This window comes from Deinococcus gobiensis I-0, assembly GCF_000252445.1.
Taxonomy (GTDB): Bacteria; Deinococcota; Deinococci; order Deinococcales; family Deinococcaceae; genus Deinococcus; species Deinococcus gobiensis.
The window spans coordinates 1578997-1598159 of sequence record NC_017790.1; the positions used below are offsets into that span (position 1 = coordinate 1578997).

The 19163-nt window shown below is 71.3% G+C and carries 15 protein-coding genes; 8 read left to right on the top strand and 7 right to left on the bottom strand.

Annotated features, from left to right (window positions below):
- The first annotated feature begins 21 nt into the window (after window positions 1–21).
- Window positions 22–918, top strand: coding sequence for a transglutaminase-like domain-containing protein (locus DGO_RS07390; RefSeq protein WP_014684863.1), 897 nt, complete (start codon window positions 22–24; stop codon window positions 916–918).
- A gap of 411 nt (window positions 919–1329) precedes the next feature.
- Here the strand turns inward: DGO_RS07390 and DGO_RS07395 are convergent, their stop codons facing one another.
- The 4 genes from DGO_RS07395 to DGO_RS07410 all read right to left on the bottom strand — a co-directional run bounded on the left by DGO_RS07395 (window position 1330) and on the right by DGO_RS07410 (window position 4956).
- Complete coding sequence (locus tag DGO_RS07395) at window positions 1330–2466, bottom strand: acyl-CoA dehydrogenase family protein (RefSeq protein ID WP_014684864.1); 1137 nt, start codon at window positions 2464–2466, stop codon at window positions 1330–1332.
- Window positions 2467–2612: 146 nt separating this feature from the next.
- The gene (gene holA, locus DGO_RS07400) at window positions 2613–3515 is read right to left on the bottom strand and encodes a DNA polymerase III subunit delta (RefSeq protein WP_014684865.1); all 903 of its coding nucleotides are present in this window, start codon (window positions 3513–3515) and stop codon (window positions 2613–2615) included.
- Complete coding sequence (locus tag DGO_RS07405; protein WP_014684866.1) at window positions 3506–4348, bottom strand: serine/threonine-protein kinase; 843 nt, start codon at window positions 4346–4348, stop codon at window positions 3506–3508. Before DGO_RS07405 ends, holA begins: the two co-directional genes overlap by 10 nt.
- An 80-nt stretch (window positions 4349–4428) precedes the next feature.
- Window positions 4429–4956: a hypothetical protein gene (locus tag DGO_RS07410; RefSeq protein WP_043801527.1), complete on the bottom strand. Its 528-nt coding sequence runs from the start codon at window positions 4954–4956 to the stop codon at window positions 4429–4431.
- 124 nt (window positions 4957–5080) lie between these two features.
- On the opposite strand from DGO_RS07410, the gene DGO_RS07415 reads away from it, so the two are divergent.
- The 4 genes from DGO_RS07415 (at window position 5081) to DGO_RS07430 (ending at window position 11547) form a co-directional block, all read left to right on the top strand.
- Window positions 5081–5833, top strand: coding sequence for a fumarylacetoacetate hydrolase family protein (locus tag DGO_RS07415; RefSeq protein WP_014684868.1), 753 nt, complete (start codon window positions 5081–5083; stop codon window positions 5831–5833).
- Window positions 5834–5938: 105 nt separating this feature from the next.
- Window positions 5939–7216, top strand: coding sequence for a S41 family peptidase (locus DGO_RS07420; RefSeq protein WP_050920719.1), 1278 nt, complete (start codon window positions 5939–5941; stop codon window positions 7214–7216).
- A 220-nt stretch (window positions 7217–7436) separates the two neighbouring features.
- The gene (locus DGO_RS07425; protein WP_014684870.1) at window positions 7437–9680 is read left to right on the top strand and encodes an ATP-dependent Clp protease ATP-binding subunit; all 2244 of its coding nucleotides are present in this window, start codon (window positions 7437–7439) and stop codon (window positions 9678–9680) included.
- Window positions 9681–9801: 121 nt separating this feature from the next.
- Window positions 9802–11547: a C1 family peptidase gene (locus DGO_RS07430; RefSeq protein WP_014684871.1), complete on the top strand. Its 1746-nt coding sequence runs from the start codon at window positions 9802–9804 to the stop codon at window positions 11545–11547.
- A 56-nt stretch (window positions 11548–11603) separates the two neighbouring features.
- Here DGO_RS07430 and DGO_RS07435 read toward each other — a convergent pair whose 3' ends face one another.
- Together DGO_RS07435 and DGO_RS07440 are read right to left on the bottom strand one after the other, a co-directional pair.
- A complete protein-coding gene (locus tag DGO_RS07435) occupies window positions 11604–12806 on the bottom strand; it encodes an acyl-CoA dehydrogenase family protein (protein WP_014684872.1) in 1203 nt (400 codons plus the stop codon).
- A gap of 51 nt (window positions 12807–12857) precedes the next feature.
- A complete protein-coding gene (locus DGO_RS07440) occupies window positions 12858–14537 on the bottom strand; it encodes an acyl-CoA carboxylase subunit beta (protein WP_014684873.1) in 1680 nt (559 codons plus the stop codon).
- Window positions 14538–14679: 142 nt separating this feature from the next.
- Here DGO_RS07440 and DGO_RS07445 point away from each other — a divergent pair, with 142 nt between their 5' ends.
- Window positions 14680–16023, top strand: coding sequence for a cytochrome P450 (locus DGO_RS07445; protein WP_014684874.1), 1344 nt, complete (start codon window positions 14680–14682; stop codon window positions 16021–16023).
- Between the two features lie 15 nt (window positions 16024–16038).
- Here the strand turns inward: DGO_RS07445 and DGO_RS07450 are convergent, their stop codons facing one another.
- Entirely contained in the window at window positions 16039–17172 is a 1134-nt protein-coding gene (locus DGO_RS07450) for an LCP family protein (RefSeq protein ID WP_043801530.1), read from the bottom strand.
- Window positions 17173–17332: 160 nt separating this feature from the next.
- On the opposite strand from DGO_RS07450, the gene DGO_RS07455 reads away from it, so the two are divergent.
- On the top strand, window positions 17333–18358 hold the full coding sequence (locus DGO_RS07455) for an MDR family oxidoreductase (RefSeq protein WP_014684876.1): 1026 nt from the start codon (window positions 17333–17335) through the stop codon (window positions 18356–18358).
- A gap of 108 nt (window positions 18359–18466) precedes the next feature.
- The gene (locus tag DGO_RS07460; protein ID WP_014684877.1) at window positions 18467–19159 is read left to right on the top strand and encodes a hypothetical protein; all 693 of its coding nucleotides are present in this window, start codon (window positions 18467–18469) and stop codon (window positions 19157–19159) included.
- The last annotated feature ends 4 nt before the right edge of the window (window positions 19160–19163 follow it).

Genomic DNA, 19163 nt, shown 5'->3' on the forward strand with positions numbered 1-19163 from the left:
AAAGCCTCACACTGTAGGGGTATGGCCCCGCACGATCCAGAGACTGCCCCGATTGACCGCCCCGTTCGTGTTCGTGCAGGCTTTTCCCTGACTTTCGATGTTCCCTTTCCGACCCCCATGCTGTTCGTCGTGCAGCCCCAGGACCGTCTCGGCGCGACCGGCACCCGTCAGCGCATCATCGACCAGCGGCCCCTGGGCGCGGCGCAGGGCATCCACACCTACACCGACGCGCACGGCAACCTCGTATGGCGCATCCTGGCCCAGCCGGGCACCTTCACCATCGGTCACGACCTCATCGCGGAGGTGAGCCGCGTGCCCGACCCGGTCCTGCCGGGCCTGCGCAAGATGCGCGTCGAGGAACTGCCCGACGAGACCATCGGTTACCTGCTGCCCAGCCGCTACGTGGACAGTGACCTCGTGAGCGCCGAGGCCTGGGAGCGGTTCGGGCACATCCAGGGGGGCTGGGCGCAGGTGCAGGCCATCTGCGATCACCTTCAGGACCAGTGCGTGTACGGCTACGGCTCGAACTCCAGCACCAGTGCCAAGCAGGCGCTCGACAGCGGGCGCGCCGTGTGCCGCGATTTCGCGCACATGGGCGTGGCCTTCTGCCGCGCGCTGAACATCCCGGCCCGTTACGTGTGCGGGTATATGCCCGACATCGACATCGTGCCCGACCCCGTGCCGATGGACTTCCACGCCTGGTTCGAGGCCTTCCTCGACGGCGAGTGGCGGACATTCGACGCCCGCCACAACAAGCCGCGTACCGGCCGCGTGCTCATCGCGCAGGGCCGCGACGCTTCCGACGTGGCCTTCTCGACCACCTTCGGCAGCGCCCGCCTGACCCAGATGAAGGTCTGGGCCGACGAGACGGACAACGACAACACGCTGGACATCGAACCCAGGCCGCGCATCTTCTGACGTCCGGGGGCGTGGATCACGCGCCCCGGCGTACGCCCCCGGATCTTCGGGAGGGCGTCAAGGCGGGTCAGTTGGCCTGTGCCGGCCGGGCAGGGTATGCCCAGTCGTTCGGCACGTCATCGGGGCCGGCCTGTCCCGACAAACCGGTCGGAGCGGAAGGCAGGCACCTCGATGGAGGAGAAGAGCCCCGACTGTCACTGCCCCGAAGCACCGCAGTGTGAACAGCGGCAGAGAGGGCAGCGGGGCCTGCATGCCGCAGCCGCCCAGGAAGCGCTGCCCGGCCCAGCGGGAGCCGGTTCTGGATCGGCGGGACCGTGACCCGGCCATCAGCCCCACCGCCGTTCCCCATATGGCCCGACTCCAGGTCGCCGGTCCGCCGGAGGGACGATTCCCGCCCGCCCCGAGCCCGCCCTACTTCAGCAGGGTCCGGCTGATGACGACCCGCTGAATCTCGTTGGTGCCCTCGTAGATCTGGTTGAGCTTCACGTCGCGCAGCAGCTTCTCGACCGGGTACTCGCCCACATAGCCGTAGCCGCCGTGGACCTGAATCGCCTCGTTGGCGGCGCTGAACGCCATGTCCGAGCAGTAGGCCTTGGCGATGGCGCTCTCGAACCCGTGCGGCTGTCCCTGGTCCACCAGCCACGCGGCCTTCTGATACATCAGGCGGCCGGTCTCGATGCCCATCGCCATCTCCGCGAGCTTGAAGCTCACGCCCTGGAAGCTGGAGATCGGCTTGCCGAAGGCCTCGCGCTCCTTGGCGTATTTCACGCTCTCGTCCAGGGCGCGCCGGGCGATGCCCACCGAACCGGCCGCGACCGGGATGCGCGTCTTGTCGAGGGTCTTCATGGCGATCTTGAAGCCGTCACCCAGCCCGCCGAGCTGGTTTTCACGCGGCACACGCACGTTCTCGAACACCAGTTCCGAGGTCAGCGAGGCGCGCTGGCCCATCTTGTGCCCGATCTTGTTGTACGAGAAGCCCGGCGCGTCCTTGGGCACCACGATGGCCACCGTCGCCGCGTGCCCGCCGCCGCGCTCGGTCGTGGCGAAGACCACCGTGATCTCGGCCACGCCCCCGTTGGAAATCCACATCTTGGTGCCGTTGATGACCCACTCGTCGCCGTCGAGGACGGCCGTGGTCTGCATGTTCGCGGCGTCCGAGCCGTTGCCCGGCTCCGAGAGCGCGAAGGCGGCGAGGCTGGTCTTCTCGGTCATCGGCCCCAGGAAGCGTTTCTGCTGCTCCTCGGTCGCGCCGACGAGCAGCGGCGTGATGCCCAGCTCCGAGGCCATCAGCACCGTGTAGATGCCCATGCAGCCGTAGGCGAGTTCCTCACCGATCAGGCACTCGTCGAGCATGCCCAGACCCAGGCCGCCCGCATGTTCGGGGATGGACGTGTTGAGCAGCCCGACCTCGAAGGCCTTTTCCACGACGGGCCAGGGCAGCTCCTCTTTGCGGTCGTACTCGGCCGCCACCGGAATGATCTCGCGGCGGGCGAAATCGCGCGCGAGCTGCTGCAACTGGCGTTGTTCATCGGACAGCGTAAACTCCATGAGCACTCCTGAGGCCACCCCGTGCGGGCGGCGATTGGTTTTGAACTGGGTTCAATTTTAGCAGAGCAGGCCATGGAAAGGAGCCGGGCCGGACGGATGCCCGGGACAGCTCCCCGGCCCGGCTCCGGCCGCGTTCGCCTCCGCGCCTAGACGCTGAGCTGGATGATCAGGCGCTCGAGGGCTGCGTCCGCGTCCTGGCCGCGCTTCATGGCGAGGTCGGCGTCGAGGATGCGGGTCAGGTGGCCGCGAATCCTGGTCTCGTTCAGGCGGCGGGCCACCTCCAGCGCCTTCTTGACCGGGTAGGGTTTGGCCCCCAGGCGCGTGGCGGCGGCGGCCTCGGTCACACGGCCCTCTTCCTGAAGCAGCGCCACGCAGCGCGCGATGAGGCTGTACTGCCACACGACCGCGCCCATGAGCCGGAAGGGGTCCTCGCCCGAGGCGAGCAGGCGGCGCAACTGCGTCAGCGCCTCGCTGGGGCGGCCCGCCGTCGCGGCCCCCAGCATGGCGAAGGAGTCGCCGGGCGGCTCGCGGCCCACCACGCGCGCGACCTCCTCGCGGCCCAGCGGGCCGCCCAGCAGCGCGAGCTTGTTCATCTCGCCCGCGATGCCGGCCAGGTCGGCCCCGAAGACCTCGGCCAGATACGTCGCGGCGGCGCGGTCCAGCGGCAGTTTCTGTTTCTTGGCGCGCCCCACGACCCAGCCGGTCACGTCGCCGGGCTTGCTGGGCGTGGGTGAGGCGATCACCTCGCCCGACTTCTCGTACACCTTGAGGCGTGTGGCGGGCGGGGCCTCGTCGAGAACGGCGACCGTCACGCCCGCCCCGGCGAGCAGTTCGAGCAGCGCCTTGTCGGGTTTCAGGCCCTCGAAGTCCACGATCACGCCGCCGTCCCCGAACAGGCCCGGCGAGAGATGAGGCCCGAGCTGCTCGGCCGTCACGTCCTCGCCGCCCAGTCGGGGCAGCTCACGGGGCGACAGCCCACGCGCCGCCAGGGTGTCGCGCAGCGTCTCGTCGGCCAGAAAGCGGTTGCCGGTGAAGGCGACTAGTCCCATAGAGAGGTCAGGGCGTCGCCCGGCTGGCCCAGCACGTCCGGCAACGAGAGTTGCGGCAGGTTCAGCAGTGCGCGCGCCCGGTTCAGGCAGGCCTGCAACTCGCGGATTTCGGCGGTGCGCCGGGCGGGGTCCCGCTGCAACGTGCGCCCGAAAAAGGTGTGCAGCGCCGCCGGACCGGGCAGCTGCGGGGCGGGCTGGGGGCGGCCCAGCAGCCAGGCCAGGGCGTCCTTGTGCGGCGGCTCGCCCGCCACGCAGTCGAACAGCAGCGCCCCGACCGAGTACAGGTCGCTGCGCGGGTCGCCGCGCACCCCCCCGAACTGCTCCGGGGCCATGAAGTGCGGCGTGCCCATCGCCAGATGCTCCGCGCCGTCCGGCAGGTCCTGAAGGTGGCTCATGCCGAAGTCGATCAGGCGCACCGCCCCCGCCTCGGCGCGCCCGCCTTCCAGCATCACGTTCTCGGGCTTGAGGTCGTGGTGCGTGATGCCCTCGTCGTGCAGGTACGCCAGGGCCTCCAGCACGCCCCAGGCGACGGACGTGGCCTCGTCGGGGCTCAGAGGCCCTTCCTGAAGCAGGTCGCGCAGGGTCCGGCCCTCGATCCAGGGATACACGAGCTGGGTCGGGGTGCGCGCCAGCAGCGGCACCACCAGCGGATGGCAGAGGCGGGACGCGATCTCGCCCTCCTGCCAGAAGCGCCGGACGGTGTGGGGCGCGTGACTCTCACGCGTCTTGACGAAGACGGACCTGCGCCGCCAGCTCGCCCCTTCACAGCGCAGGCCGCCGCTTCGGTGCAGCAGCCGGGGCTGGGTCACTTCGAGATGAGTGGCGGGCGACATTCGGCCATTCTAAGGGCAGATATCTGCACCGAGTCCGGTTCCCCTCGCAATTGCCGCCTGCCGCGCCGCCGGAGCGGGGTTCAGTTCAGGCGGACGCTGCTGGTCAGGGTCCGGATGACGGCTTCGTTGCGTGAATAGTCCTTGACGTTGCCGGCGATGGTCAGCACGAGCACGCGCCCGCCGACGCTGGTCATCATCAGTTCGCGGCGCAGGTCGTCGCCCTGGCCCGGCGTCGTGAAGACGAACTGCGCCCAGGGCGAGCCGCCCATCTGCACGAGGCCGGCCTTGAGGGTCTTGATGCCCGGCACCTGCGCGCGGATGACGCCGGGGAACTGCGCCACGAGCTTCTCGACCTCGTTGGGGGCGAGTTTGCCGTCGCGCCACTCGAAGGCCACACTCACCTTGCGGTCCTCCGTCATGAAGACCGCGTCGGGCCGGCCGGCCGCCGAGGGGAAGGCGTTGCGGATCCCGGCGTCGGTGAGGGTGAGCAGCTTGGCGCTAGGTTCGACCGACACGGGCAGATTGCTGAGCTTGACCGGCGCCGCCTGGGCCGGGCCCAGGAGGCTCAGCCCGGTCAGGAGACCGAGGGACACAAAGGGGCGCTTCATCACGGTCAACCTACCCTCGGGAGCCTGCAGGCTTATGAAGCCCACATGAGGAACATGGCCCGGCCGGTCACGTGCGCGTCAGCCGGAACCGGCCCGGGCCAGGCCTGCGGGCTATGCTGCGTTCATGCAACTCGTTCGGGTACTCGATCAGGAATCGGCGCGCTGGGGTCAGCTGGAGGGCGGCACGGTGCACTTCACGCAGGGCATGGGCGGCGCGCGCGACGGCACGTCGGCCCCGCTGGGCCGCGTGACGCTGCTGGCCCCCGCCGAGGCGGGCAAGGTCGTGTGCGTGGGCCGCAACTACCTCGACCACATCCGCGAACTGGGCAACGACACGGGCGGACTGCCGAAGGAACCGGGCATCTTCCTGAAGGGAGCCAACACCCTGGCCGAGCCGGGCGGCGTGGTCGAGTACCCCGCCTGGACCGAGAACTTCCATTTCGAGGGTGAACTCGCGCTCGTGATCGGGCAGCGCGCCCGCGACCTCAAGCCCGACACGGCCCTGGCCGCCGTGCTGGGCTACACCTGCGCGCTGGACCTCACCGCCCGCGACCTCCAGAAGACCGACCTGCAGTGGTTCCGGGCCAAGGCGGCCGACCGCTTCTGCCCGCTGGGGCCGTGGCTGGAGACCGACCTGAATCCCACCGACCTGCGGGTGCAGACCCGCATCAACGGCGAGACGCGCCAGGACGGCCGCACCAGCCACATGATCTTCGACGTGGTCCAGATTCTGGTGTACATCACCCGCTACGTGACCCTGGAGCCGGGCGACGTGGTCCTGACCGGCACGCCCGAGGGCGTCGGGCCGCTCTCGCGGGGCGACACGGTCGAGGTCGAGGTCGAGGGCGTGGGCGTGCTGCGGACAGTGATCGGCTGAGGACCGGCGGGCCGGGGGCGGGCCGAACACCGTCCATCCGGCGCGGGTTCCGAAATCCGCCTTTTGGCTCTCTTTCACCGGGGGGCGGCGCGCTAGCCTGAAGCCGTGCCTGAACCGCGCCGCGCTCTCCTGCTGGCCCTGCTCGCCCTGCCTCTGGCCGGGGGGGCACATGCCAGTCCGGCCACCGACCTCTACAGCGCGGCCACGCGGGCGGTGAACGACAGCTACTACGGCTGGGCCACCCGGAATTTCAGCCTGCTGGCCGGCGAGTACGCCCAGAAGCTCTCGGAACGCTGCGCGCCGCAGGGGGACGCCTGCGACTACGCGACCGGCCGCGCGGTGCTGGGCGACCTGTTCGGGGCCTTCGGGGACGACCACACCAACGTGCGTGATCCCGAGGGGGCCGAACGCCTGCGCGAGATCTCGCAGAACCTCGCCGTGCAGCGCACCGGCCTGCGCACCGTGCGCGCCGAGGGCGGGCTGCTGGTGGTGTCGGTGACGCCCGGCAGCCCGGCCGAGCGCGCGGGCCTGCGGCGCTTCGACCTGCTCGGGACCGTGGGGGGACAGGCGGCGGGCAGGCAGGGCGGCCAGAACGCCCCAGTCGGCCCGAACGATTTCGTGCGTCTGGAGCGTGCCGGAGCCCCCATCGAGCTGACGGTGCAGCGGGCCGGTGCGCCCGAACAGACCCTGACCCTGACCCCCGCCCGCCTCCAGGCCCGCGACGTGCCCACCCTGAGCTGGGCGGGCGCGGACGGCAAGGTGGCGGTCATCGACTTCCCGACCTTCCTGCCCGACGACTCGGCGCGGCAGTTCCTGGCGCGGGTGCGCGAGGCGCAGGCGGCCGGTGCCCGGGCCCTGGTCGTGGACCTGCGCTACAACGGCGGCGGCAGCCTGAACCAGTGCGTGGCGGCCGCGAGCATCTACGGCCCGGTGATCTACAAGACGCAGTTCCGGGTGGGGGGGTACACCTACACCGGCCTGGACGGCGAGGAGGGCCGCTATCTCGACACCCTGTTCGCCGCGCCGGACCAGCGGGTGTGGACCGGTCCCTCGGCGGTGCTCGTCGGCCCGAACACGGCCTCGTGCGCCGAGGTCTTCAGCGTGTACGCGCAGCGGGCCGGGGCGCGCGTGGTGGGCGAGACGACGCGGGGCGTGGGCAACAGCGGTGTGGTCTTCCAGAACCTGCCCGACGGCGGCGTGCTGGCGGTGACGGTGCTGCGCGCCTATGGCCGCGACGATCAGCCGCTGCCGGAGCGCGTGACGCCCGACCTCGCGGCGCCCAGCGACCTGAACGCCCTGACCATGCGCGGCGAGGACACGGTCCTGAACGCGGCCCTGGAGGTCCTGGCCCCGGCCGCGCCCGTCCCGGCGGCGCAGAAATGAGGTCCGGGTCCGGCCGCGAGGTCGGCGCGGCGCTCAGCGCAAAGGTAAGACTAGGCGCGCTCCGGGCCGCGCGGCGGCGCTATCCTGACGGCGTGCCACACTCCGACCGGTTCGGCCCAGCCCGCGACAAACGGGGGCGGGACGCCGTGATACGCCCCGCCGCCTCGCCGGACGGAACCCTTCTCGACGCCGCCACGCACCCACATCAGGGGGAAGCCAAATGACCAACCGATACGACGACCGCGCCCGCCTGGTGTTTCATTACGCCCGCGAGGAGGGCAACCGCCTGGGCCACGCGATGGTCGGCCCGGAACACCTGCTGCTGGGCCTGATGCGTGAAGGCGGCACCGCCGCCGGCATCCTCGGGGAATTCGGAGCCTCGCTCGACGGCCTGCGCCGCCGCGTCGAGGAAATCATCGGGCGCGGCGAGGGCAACCGCCTCAACGACGCCCCCAGCATCACCCCGCGCGCCCGGCGCGTCATGGAACTCGCCAGCAGCGAGGCCCGTGGCCTGGGCGCGCAGGTCACCTCGACCGAGCACATCCTGCTGGGCATCATCCGCGAGGGCGACGGCGTGGCCTTCCGCATCCTCCAGGAACTCACCAAGGACGTGGACACCATCCGCTGGCGCATCCTCGCGCAGGGCGAGCAAGGGGGAGGCAAGCCCGCCAAGCCGGTCGCCACGCCCTTCCTCGACGAGTACGGCCGCGACCTGACGAAGTGGGCGCGCGAGGGCAAGCTCGACCCCGTGATCGGGCGCAGCGAGGAAATCCGCCGCGTCACGCAGATCCTCACCCGCCGCACCAAGAACAACCCCGTATTGATCGGGGACCCCGGCGTGGGCAAGACCGCGATCGTGGAAGGGCTGGCCCTGGCCATCCACGAGAAGCGCACGCCGCCCAACCTGCACAACGTGCGGCTGGTCAGCCTGGACCTGAGCGGCGTGGTCGCGGGCACCAAATACCGCGGCGAGTTCGAGGAACGCCTGCGCCAGATCATCGAGGAGCTGCGCAACGCCAAGGTGATGGCCTTCATCGACGAGCTGCACACCCTGGTCGGGGCGGGCGGCGCCGAGGGCACGCTGGACGCCGCGAACATCCTCAAGCCCGCCCTGTCGCGCGGCGAGATCCAGGTGATCGGCGCGACGACCACGGGCGAGTACCACCGCTACATCGAGAAGGACGCCGCCCTGGAGCGCCGCTTCCAGCCGGTGATCGTGCTGGAGCCCAGCCCCGCCGAGACGCTGCAAATCCTGCGCGGCCTGCGGCCCAAGTACGAGGAGCACCACGGTGTCCAGATTCCGGACAACGCCCTGGAACTCGCCGTGCGCATCGGCGAGCGCAGCCTGCCGGGGCGTAACTTCCCCGACAAGGCCATCGACCTCATCGACGAGGCGGCCAGCCGCGTCCGGCTGAACATGAGCGTGGGCCTGCCCATCGCCGAGAACGAGGACGGCGAGCCGGTCGTGACCCGCGAGGACATGGAGGCCGTCATCAACTCGATGGGCGGCATCTACAGCGAGGAGACGGCCGCGCAGCTCGGCGACCTCGACCAGAACCTCCAGGATCAGGTGTACGGGCAGCCCGACGCCATCAAGGCCCTGAGTTCGGCGCTGCGCCGCGCCCGCGTGGGCCTGGGCGGGCGCACCCGCGTCGCCGCGAGCTTCCTGTTCGTCGGCCCGAGCGGCGTGGGCAAGACCCACCTCGCCAAGGCGCTGGCCCGCAGCCTGTTCGGCAGCGAGCGCGCGCTGATCCGGGTGGACATGTCCGAGTTCCAGGAGTCGCACAGCGTCTCCAAGCTCATCGGGTCGCCTCCCGGCTACGTGGGCTTCGAGCAGGGCGGCCGCCTGACCGAGGCCGTGCGCCGCCAGCCCTTCAGCGTGATCCTGCTCGACGAGATCGAGAAGGCGCACCCGGACGTGTACAACACCTTCCTCCAGGTGCTCGACGACGGCCGCCTGACCGACGGGCTGGGCCGCACGGTGGATTTCCGGCGCACCATCATCATCATGACGAGCAACACCGGCTTCAACGTGAACCCCACGGTGGGCTTCTCGCCGGTCACGCCCGACAACAACGCGCCGTTGCGGCACATCTTCACGCCCGAATTCCTCGACCGCCTCGACGACGTGATCCGCTTCAAGTCGCTGGGCGAGGAGGAACTCGTGCGCGTGGCCCAGCAGCTCATGGGCGAGATGCGCGAGGAACTCGCCAGCCGCGAGCTGAACGTCACCTTCGACCCGGCCATCGCCGCGTGGCTGGTCGGCAAGCTCAAGGCCCGCAGCCCCAAGCACGCGGTCGGCAGTTCGCGGCAGCTGCGCACGCTGGTCCGGGAGGAGATCGAGGACCCGCTGGCCCTGGAACTCATCGGCAACGGCAGCGAGGAAGTGCGCGTGGTGCTGGGCGAAAACGGCATCGCCTTCGAAAAGGGCGAGCAGGCCGCGCCCCGTCAGATTCTGGCGTAGCACTTCTGCGCCCCCTCCGGCCCCCTTTCCGCGTGAGAGGGGGCCTGCTGTTTGGGTTCGCCCTCCTGCAACGCCCCCGCAACGCACCCCCACGCACCATGCCGGGCAAGGGGGAAAGACCATGAACAAGAAACGGTGGGGCGGTCTGGCGGTCACTCTGGCCCTGGTGCTGGCGGCGTGTGGTGGGGGGAGTGGGGGAGGCGGCGCCACCCCGCCCGGTCCCGGGGACGGCCTGAGCGCCGAGCAGCGCGCGACCCTGCAAGCGGGACCGGCCGTGGACGAGGCCGCCATACCCGGCTGGGCACAGACCGTGGACGCGGCCAGCCTGGCCGACGCGGTCGCCAGCGGGCAGTTCCGGTTCGTGACCTCGGAGGAACTGCGGCGTCAGGACGCCGGGGCAGCCGGGCGGGCCGGCGCCTGGAAGGACGAGGTCGGGCGACTGGACCCGGCGCTGCTGGCCTCGCTGGGTGACCTGAGCGGCGCGCCGGGCGACACCAGCCTGCTCCAGATGCCCGGCGACGGGGGCGCGGGCACCGTCAGGATCAACAGGCCCGTGACCGAGCTGCCCGGCTACGTGGTGGCGCTGCGCGCCCTGGCCGACGTGACCGTGCAGCGTCCCGCCTACGCCAACGACTACCGCGCGTTGCAGGACGCGGCGGCGCGCGGCGGCGTGGACCTGCGCCCCTACGAGCTGACCGACCCGGCGCGCCTGGAGGGGGCCGACCTCGACACGGTCAGGGCCGCCCGCGCCCGCCTGGAGACGGCCATGAACCGGGTGGGCGGCAGCCTGAAGTCGCCGGGGCGGGAGGTGAAGGCGCTGTCCGGTCAGACCCTGGACAACCCCGCCGAGGAGGACGGAGCCATCAACATCTTCGGCAAGGGGTATTACGACCGCGCGGGTCGCAAGAACCGCTGCGAAGGCTGGAGCAGCACTGGCCTGTACCACTACGCGGGCTTTCTGCCCAGTGCCGCGCGCTGGACCTCGGTCAAGTCGCAGGGCACCCGGGGAACGTGCTGGGCCTTCGCCCTGACCGCCTTCATGGAGGACCGCAGGGCCCAGGCGACGAACGGCAAACGCTGGAACTTCAGCGAGCAGGCCACCACCGCCTTCGTGAAATACGACGTGAACCGGCAGGACGGCGCGCTGCTGGCCCAGGCGGCCAGCGACGGCGAGGACACCATCGCCGCCTTCAAGGCCGTGTTCGACCGCCGCTACAGCCCGGTGCTCGAAACGTCGTGGTACTACAACGCGGCGAGTTCGTGGGGTGGGCCGACCTATGCCGGGGTCTGCCAGGGCTACGACGCGACCTTCGCCAACGCCGCGGGCAAGGTCCAGACGTGGTGCAGCGAGACGAGTCACGAGTACCCGGTCGTGTGCGTCAAGGTGGGCTTCAAGGTCTGCGGTGTCCTGAACGTCGCGGGCAACACCAACCTGTACGCCGCGCAGCCCATCGACTGGGGCGGCAAGGTGGACGCGTGGTACCGCCCGCCGACCACCTCGGCCAACGCGGCGGCCAACACGACCCGCATCCAGAGCTACGCGGTGGCCTCCTGGACGGCCCCGGTGGTCGTCTCGGTGGACGCCCGCTACCTGCAACCCGACGCCTCGGGCTTCGTGCCCGACCTGACGCCGCTACCCGCGACCGACGACACTCCCGCGCCCTACAGCAATCACGCCGTCGTGCTCGTGGACTACCTGAACGAGACCGAGACGAGGCAATACCTGCCGCAGAGCCGCTGGACGCCGGGCGGCTACCTCGTCCTGCGCAATTCCTGGGGCGACTGCTGGGGCGACTCGGGCTTCGCCTACGTGCCCCTGAACTGGGCCAGGAAGTACACCTTCAAGTACGCGCGGGTCGTGGACTGAAGGGAGCGTGGGGGACCGGATGCCGGTGCCAATCCGGTCCCCCGCGCCCCCGACGCTCAGTCCGCGAAGCGCCGGAGCACGTCGCGGCTGATGACCAGGCGCTGCACCTCGTCCGTGCCCTCACCGATGCGGGTCAGGCGGTTGTCGCGCCAGAACCGCTCGACGGGGTACTCCTTGATGTAGCCGTAGCCGCCGAGCATCTGGATCGCCTCGTCGCAGGCCTCGACACCGACCGTCGTGGCGAACAGTTTGGCGCGGGCGACGGGCACGGTGAAGTTCTGCCCCGCGTCCTTGAGGTCGGCGGCCTTGCGGATGAGCAGCCGGGCGGCTTCCAGGCGGGTGTCGAGGTCGGCCAGCCGGAAGGCGAGGTTCTGGTTGTGGGCAATCGGCTTGCCGAACTGCTCGCGGCCCAGCGTGTAGCGCGCGGCGTACTCGAAGGCGGCGCGGCCCAGCCCCAGGCCCATCGCGGCGATACCCACCCGGCCGCCGTCCAGCACGCGCATCACGTCCTTGAAGGCGTTGCCGCGCTCGCCCAGCAGGGCGCCGGCAGGCAGGTGGATGTCCTCGAAGATGAGCTGCGCGGTGTCGCTGGAGCGCAGGCCCAGCTTGTCCTCCTTGCGGCCGATGGAAAAGCCCTGCACCTCGTCGCGGTTGAACACGAACGCGCTGATGCCGTCGTTCTTGCCCCGGCCTTCCCGCGCGGGGTCGGTGCGCGCCAGCACGACGTAGGTGCCGCCCACGCTGCCCTGGGTGATGAAGTTCTTCGAGCCGTTCAGGACCCACGAGCCGTCCGGCTGCTCGGCGGCGCGCGAGGTCATGCCGCCGCTGTCGCTGCCGCTGCCGGGTTCGGTCAGGCCCCAGGCGCCGAGCTTGCGCGCGCTGGCGAGGTCGGGCAGGAACTTGCGCTTCTGGGCCTCGGTGCCCCCGATCAGGATGTGGCCCTGGCACAGCGAGTTGTGCGAGGCGACCGTCAGGCACAGGCTGCCGTCCACCGCCGCGATCTCCTCGATGATCATGGCGAAGGTGGCCGTGTCCAGCTCCGAGCCGCCGTAGATTTCAGGCGTCTGCGCGCCCATGATGCCCAGTTCGCCCAGCCCGCGCACGATGTCGTGCGGGAACTCGCCGGTCTGGTCACGCTCGGCCGCGCCGGGTTCCACGCGGTCTTTGAGGAAGCCGCGCAGCGCCGAAAGAATGGTGCGCTGGTCGCCGCTCTGGGGGGTCACGTTGGGGTTGGTGGGGGGGGTCAGGGTGCTCGTCATGGTGGGCCTCCGGGGAAAGGTCGGGGAAGGAACGCGGCGAAACGCAAGGGGCTAGACCTGGAAGACGCCCACCTTGAACTCCTCCTGGCGGGGGTTCTGGGCGCAGGCCTCCAGCGCGCGGATGAGGCGCTCGCGGGTCTGCTGCGGCGGGATGATCTCGTCCACCCACAGGCGGGCGGCGGCGTAGCGGGGGTCGAGTTCGGTGTCGTACTTGGCCTTGACCTCGGCGTACAGGCGGGCGAGTTCCTCGTCGTCGGGCTCGTGGCCCGCGCGCTTCAGGGCCGCGAGCTGGATGTCGAGCAGCGTCTTGGCCGCCGCGTTGCCGCTCATGACGGCGTATTTGGCGCTGGGCCACGCGAACAGGAAACGCGGCCCGTAGGCCTTGCCGTTCATGGCGTAGTTGCCCGCCCCGAAACTGCCGCCTGTGATCACGGTGATCTTGGGCACCACGCTGTTGCTCACGGCGTTCACCAGCTTGGCCCCGCGCCGGATGATGCCTTCCTGCTCGCTGTCGCGGCCCACCATGAAGCCGGTCACGTCCGACAGGAAGATCAGCGGCACGCCGGCCTGGTTGGCGTCGAGGATGAAGCGCGCAGCCTTGTCGGCGCTATCGCCGTAGATCACGCCGCCGACCTCGATGCGCGAGCGCAGCCCCGGCTCGCCCCCGGCCTTGAGCTTCTTCTTGATGACGGTGCGCTGGTTCGCCACGAAGCCCACCGGGTAGCCGCCCACCCGCGCGAAGCCGCACACGAGCGTCTCGCCGTACTCGGCCTTGAACTCGTGGAAGCCCGGCTGGCCGTCCGGGCCGCCGTCGCTGAGGGCCGCGATGAGCTCGCGCACGTCGTAGGGCTTCGCGCCGTCGAAGCCCACGAGTTCGGTCAGGTCGCGCTCCGGGGCGGGCACCACCTCGCGCCGCCGCCGGGCGAAGGGGGCGAGGTCGCCCTGCGCGTACAGGTCGGCCAGGGCGCGCAGCCGCCGCAGCGCCGCCTCGTCGTCCTTCTCCTTGTAGTCCACCGTGCCGGCGATGGCCGCGTGCATGTCGGCCCCGCCCAGTTCCTCGGAGTCCACGACCTGCCCGATGGCCGCGCGCACCAGGGCCGGCCCGGCGAGGTACAGGCCCGACCCTTCGGTCATGATCACCGTGTCGCACATGACCGGCAGGTAGGCCCCGCCCGCCACGCAGTTGCCCATGATCGCCGCGACCTGCGGAATGCCCAGCGCCGACATCCGCGCGTTGAGGTAAAAGACCCGCCCGAAGTCGTCCTGGTCGGGAAAGATCTCGTCCTGCATCGGCAGGTACACGCCCGCCGAGTCCACCAGGTACGCCACCGGCAGCGCGTTTTCCAGGGCGATGGTCTGCGCGCGGATCACCTTCTTGGCCGTGATGGGAAAGAAGGCCCCCGCCTTGACGGTCGCGTCGTTGGCGATGATCATCCAGGGCCGCCCGGCGACGAGGCCGATGCCCGTGACCACGCCGCCCGAGGGACACCCGCCCGCCTCGGGGTACATGTCCCAGCCCGCGAAGGTCAGGAGTTCGTCGAAGGGGGTGCCGGGGTCCACGAGGCGCGCGATGCGCTCGCGGGCGGTCAGGCGGCCCTTGTCGTGCTGCCGGGCCTGGGCCTTGGCCCCGCCCCCGGCCTGGACGCGGGCGCGGTCGGCCGCCAGCCGGGCCAGGGCGTCGGCCCAGGCGGGAACGGCCGACGCCGGAGCGTTGGAATCGGATACGGTCATGTGTGGCCCCAGCATAGCAAATCTGCCTAACGGGCGTTTGTTAGGTGTACCGGGGGAGACTGGTGGCCGGCGGCGGGCAGAGAGGACTGGCTACCACGACACGGGCTTTCCGGCCAGCCCTGCGGAAGCGCACAATGCCCCCATGACTCAGGCCCGCACGCCCTCCGACTGGCCCGCCGGTCCCCGTGGACACGCCCTGCTGGGCAGCCTGCCCGATCTGCGCGCCGACGCGCTGGGCTACCTCCGCCACGTGCGCGCAGGCTACGGCGACCTGTTCAGCGTGCGCTTCGGGCCGCGCCGCGTCCTGATGATCTGCGAGCCGGCCGCGGCCCGCGAGGTGCTCGTGGCGCAGTCGGGGCGCTTCCGCAAGGGCCGGGGCATCCAGAAACTGCGGGACGTGCTGGGCGACGGTCTACTCACGGCCGACGGTGAGACGTGGCGCACCCACCGCCGCATGATGCAGCCGGCCTTCCACCGCGCGGCGCTCGACCGCCTCTCCGGCGAGATCGTGGGGGCGACCCGGCCGCTGCTCGCGCGCCTGGCGGCGGCCAGGAACGGGGGAGCGGAGGTCGAAGTCGGGACCGAGATGCTGCATGTCACGTTGCGGGCGGTGGCGGCGGCGCTGTTCGGCACGGCGCTGCGCGACGAGGACCTGCGGGTGGTCGAGCGCGAGCTGCCGCCCCTCCTGGAGTACGCGACCGCCCGCACCCGCGCGGTGCTCGACCTGGACGCGCTGCCCACCCCGGCCGCCCGGCGGGCCCGGGCCTCGGGGGCGGCGCTCGACGCGGTCGTGGCGCGCATCATCGCCGAGCGCCGCGCGGCGGCCCATGCGGGCGACGACCTGCTGGGCCTGCTGCTCGCCGCCCGCGACGAGGAGGGCGGCGGCCTGAGCGACGCCGAGCTGCGCGACGAGGTCATGACCCTGTTCCTGGCCGGCCACGAGACGACCGCCACGCTGCTGACCTTCCTGCTGCTGGAGCTGTCGCGCGCCCCCGAGTGGCGTGCCCGCGTGCAGGCCGAGGTCCGCGAGGTGCTGGGGGACCGGACGCCCACCGCCGCCGACCTGCGCGCCCTGCCGCTGCTGGGGGCCTGCATCCAGGAGACGCTGCGGCTCTACCCGCCCGCGTGGCTGCTGCCCCGGCAGGCGACCTCGCCCGCGACGGTGGGCGGCTTCGCGGCCGCTCCCGGCGAGAACGTCAGCGTGAATATCTTTCTCATCCAGCGCAGCGCCCGCTTCTGGCCCCGCCCCGACGCCTTCGATCCGGAGCGCTGGCTGGGCGGCGCGCGGACCCCGGACGCCTTCATGCCCTTCGGGGCGGGCGCGCGCATGTGCATCGGCAACCACCTCGCGCTGCTCGAAGCCACCCTGATCTCGGCCCTGCTGCTGCGCGACTTCACCCTCGACGTGCCGGGCGGCGGGCCGACCCGCCTTCAGGCCGGCGTGACCCTCAAGCCGGGCGGCCCAGTCCGCGCGCGGGTGGGCTGAGGCCGGGCGCGGGCCTCACTCGGCCGGCGTGTCGCTGCCCAGCCGTACGGTCACGTCGGTGCCGGGCGCGCTGTCGCCGCCCACGCCGCCGTAGCCCAGGTCGCGCAGCAGCCGCGCCGCGCCCGTGCCCGCGACGGCCGTGGTCCCCAGGCTGCGGCGCGGCTCGTCCACGATGCTCACGTTCTGGTAGCCGGCCGCCTGGAGGCGCTGGACCAGCCGCCGCGCGCTGCCGTCGGGCGCGTCGATGTTCGCTACGCCTACCCGCAGGCCGCGCGGGTCGCCCGGATCGCGGAACTGCTCGCCGACCAGGGTGTTCAGGGCCGCGCGGTCCGGAATCCAGGTGGACTGCCCGAAGTTGCCCGGCACCGTATAGGCGCTGACCTTCGCGCCCCCCAGCAGCGCGCCCATCAGTTCGCCCACCTGTTCGCGGGTCAGGTCGGTGCGGGTGTTGCCGTAGGTCGTGCCGATCACGCCCGGCAGCCGCCACCAGTTCAGGGGACTTTTCATCTTGGACAGGGCGGCGGTCAGGAATTCCTGCTGGCGGCCCACGCGGCCCACGTCGCCGGTGTTGTCCTTGCGGAAACGCAGGTAGCCTTCCATCTGTTCGCCGCTCAGGCGCTGGCGGCCCGGTTGCAGGTCGATGTGGAGGTTGCCCGCATTGTCGTCGTACTTCATGGCCCGTTCCACGTCCACGGTCACGCCGCCGACCGCATTGGTCAGGTCGCGCAGGGCGCTGACCGCCAGGAAGACGTAGCCGTCCACCGGCACGCCGGTCAGGCTCTGCACCGCCGCCTTGACCATCTCGGGGCCGCCGTGGACGTTCGCGCCGTTGATCTTGCCCCAGCCCGAGCCGGGCACGTTCATCCAGGTGTCGCGCGGAATGCTCAGCAGCTTGACCTGTCCGCCGGGCAGGACCTGCACGAGCATCAGCGAGTCGGTGCGCGTGTCGAAGCTGCGCGGAATCTCCGGAAAGGGCCGCTTGGGCGAACTCCAGTCGTATTGCGCGTCCAGCCCGGCCAGCACGAGGTTCAGCGGCGCGTCGGCCTTGCGGGGCAGGGTGGCGTAGCGGCTCAGGGCGGGCACGGCGGGGGCGATCAGGGCGGCGAGACCCGCGAGCACGAGGACGAAAATCACAATACGGCGGCGCACCGACCGAGCATAGCGGCAGGGCATGAGGGAACCCAAGCCACTTTCGGATGATGCCGGCCGCCCAGCCCGTGCGGCGCAGGCGGTACGCTGGGCACGTCTCTACAGTCCATGACCCGCCGGTCGGTCCCCACCCCGCTTCCAGTTCCGAGGAGAATCGTCCATGACCCAGCCTGCCGCGCCCGCCCTGCCCGACACCTTCCGCGCCCTGCGCATGCTCAGGGACGACGCGGGGGTGCGCCCCGAGTTCCAGACGCTGCCACTCGCGGCGCTCCCGGAAGGCGACACCCTGGTGCGCGTCGCCTACAGCAGCCTGAACTACAAGGATGGGCTGGCGGTGGCGGGCCGCCCCGGGGTCCTGAAGGCTTACCCGATGACCCCCGGCATCGATCTCGCGGGCGAGGTCCTGAGCTGCGACACCGGGGTCTATGCACCCGGCGACCGGGTGGTCCTCACCGGCTGGGGCATCGGGGAACGCAGCGACGGTGGGTATGCCGAACTGGCGCGGGTGCGTGCCGACTGGCTGGTGCCGCTGCCGCCCGGCACGGCGCCCGAGTGGGCCATGAGCGTGGGGACGGCCGGGTTCACGGCCATGCTGGCGGTCATGGCGCTGGAGGACCACGGGGTCAGCCCCGGGCAGGGGGAGGTGCTGGTCACGGGCGCGGCGGGCGGCGTGGGCAGCGCGGCGGTGGCCCTGCTCGCGGCGGCGGGGTTCACGGTGGTCGCCAGTACCGGCCGCCTGCAGGAGGAAAGCTACCTGCGCGGCCTGGGGGCGGCCCGCCTGATCGGCCGCGAGGAGCTGCCGGCCCAGACCCGCCCGCTGGAGCGCGAGCAGTGGGCCGGGGTCGTGGACACGGTGGGGGGCGAGACCCTGCGCGGCGCGCTGGCAGGCACGCGCACGCACGGCACGGTCGCGGCCTGCGGGCTGGCCGGGGGCAGCGCGCTGGGGGGAACGGTGTTTCCCTTCATCCTGCGCGGCGTGACGCTGGCGGGGATCGACTCGGTGACCTGCCCGGTGCCCCGCCGCCGGGCCGCCTGGGCGCGTCTCGCCCGTGACCTGGGGCCCGGGAAGCTGCGGGACGTGGTGCAGGTCCGGCCGCTGAGCGACCTGCCTGCCCTGGCCGGGCAGATCCTGGCCGGACAGGTGCGGGGGCGCACCGTGATCGACGTGAACGTCTGGCCCGAATGAGCAGAATGAGCAGACAGAGGTCTTCATGAGACACTGGCTGTGAGAAATCCGGCTTTTCTCCGCGCTGCGGTCAGAATCGGGTGAGGCCGAATACCTACCTTGGGGGGTATGCGCGCGCCCCTCAAGCTCCTGGTTCCCGGTACCCTCGCCCTCGCCCTCGCCTCCTGCGGCGGCACCCCGACGCCCCAGGCTTCGGAACAGCCGACCGTGACGGTCATCCAGGGCCGCGTCACGAGCGCCTCGGGCACCGGTACGGTCAGCGTGACCGAGCTGGCCGGGACCTCGGCCGCCACCTCCTCCAACGGGAGCTTCACCCTGACCCTGCCGCAGGACTCGGCCCTGAGCGCGCGCACCCAGGGGGCCGCGCAGGTCATGTCGAACCTCCAGTGCGCCGGGAGCCTGAGCAGCAGCGACACCTCGGCGCGCGGCTACCTCGTGGCGAACATGCAGGTCAGCGACGGGGCCGGCACGCGCACGGTCAGCGCCGTCCGGGGCAGCAAGCCGGGGCTGCTGAGCCGCAGCGTGGACGGCCGCGCCTGGCTGTACGTGGACAAGGACACCTACCTGAGCGGCACCGTGGACTGCGCCAAGCTGCTGAACGTCTCCCAGATCGCCAGCCTGCCCGTCCAGATCGCCGTGAAGGCCAAGGCCGGCTGGAACGTCGTCGCCCTGAAGATCGACGCGAGCGCGTCGTTGCTCGGGCAGGTCAGCGCCGGCGGCTCGGTCGTCAACGCGACCGACGGCTCCGCGCAGAGCGAATGGCGCACCTCCGAGGAGCTGCAGGCCCAGATCTCGTTCTGAGGAA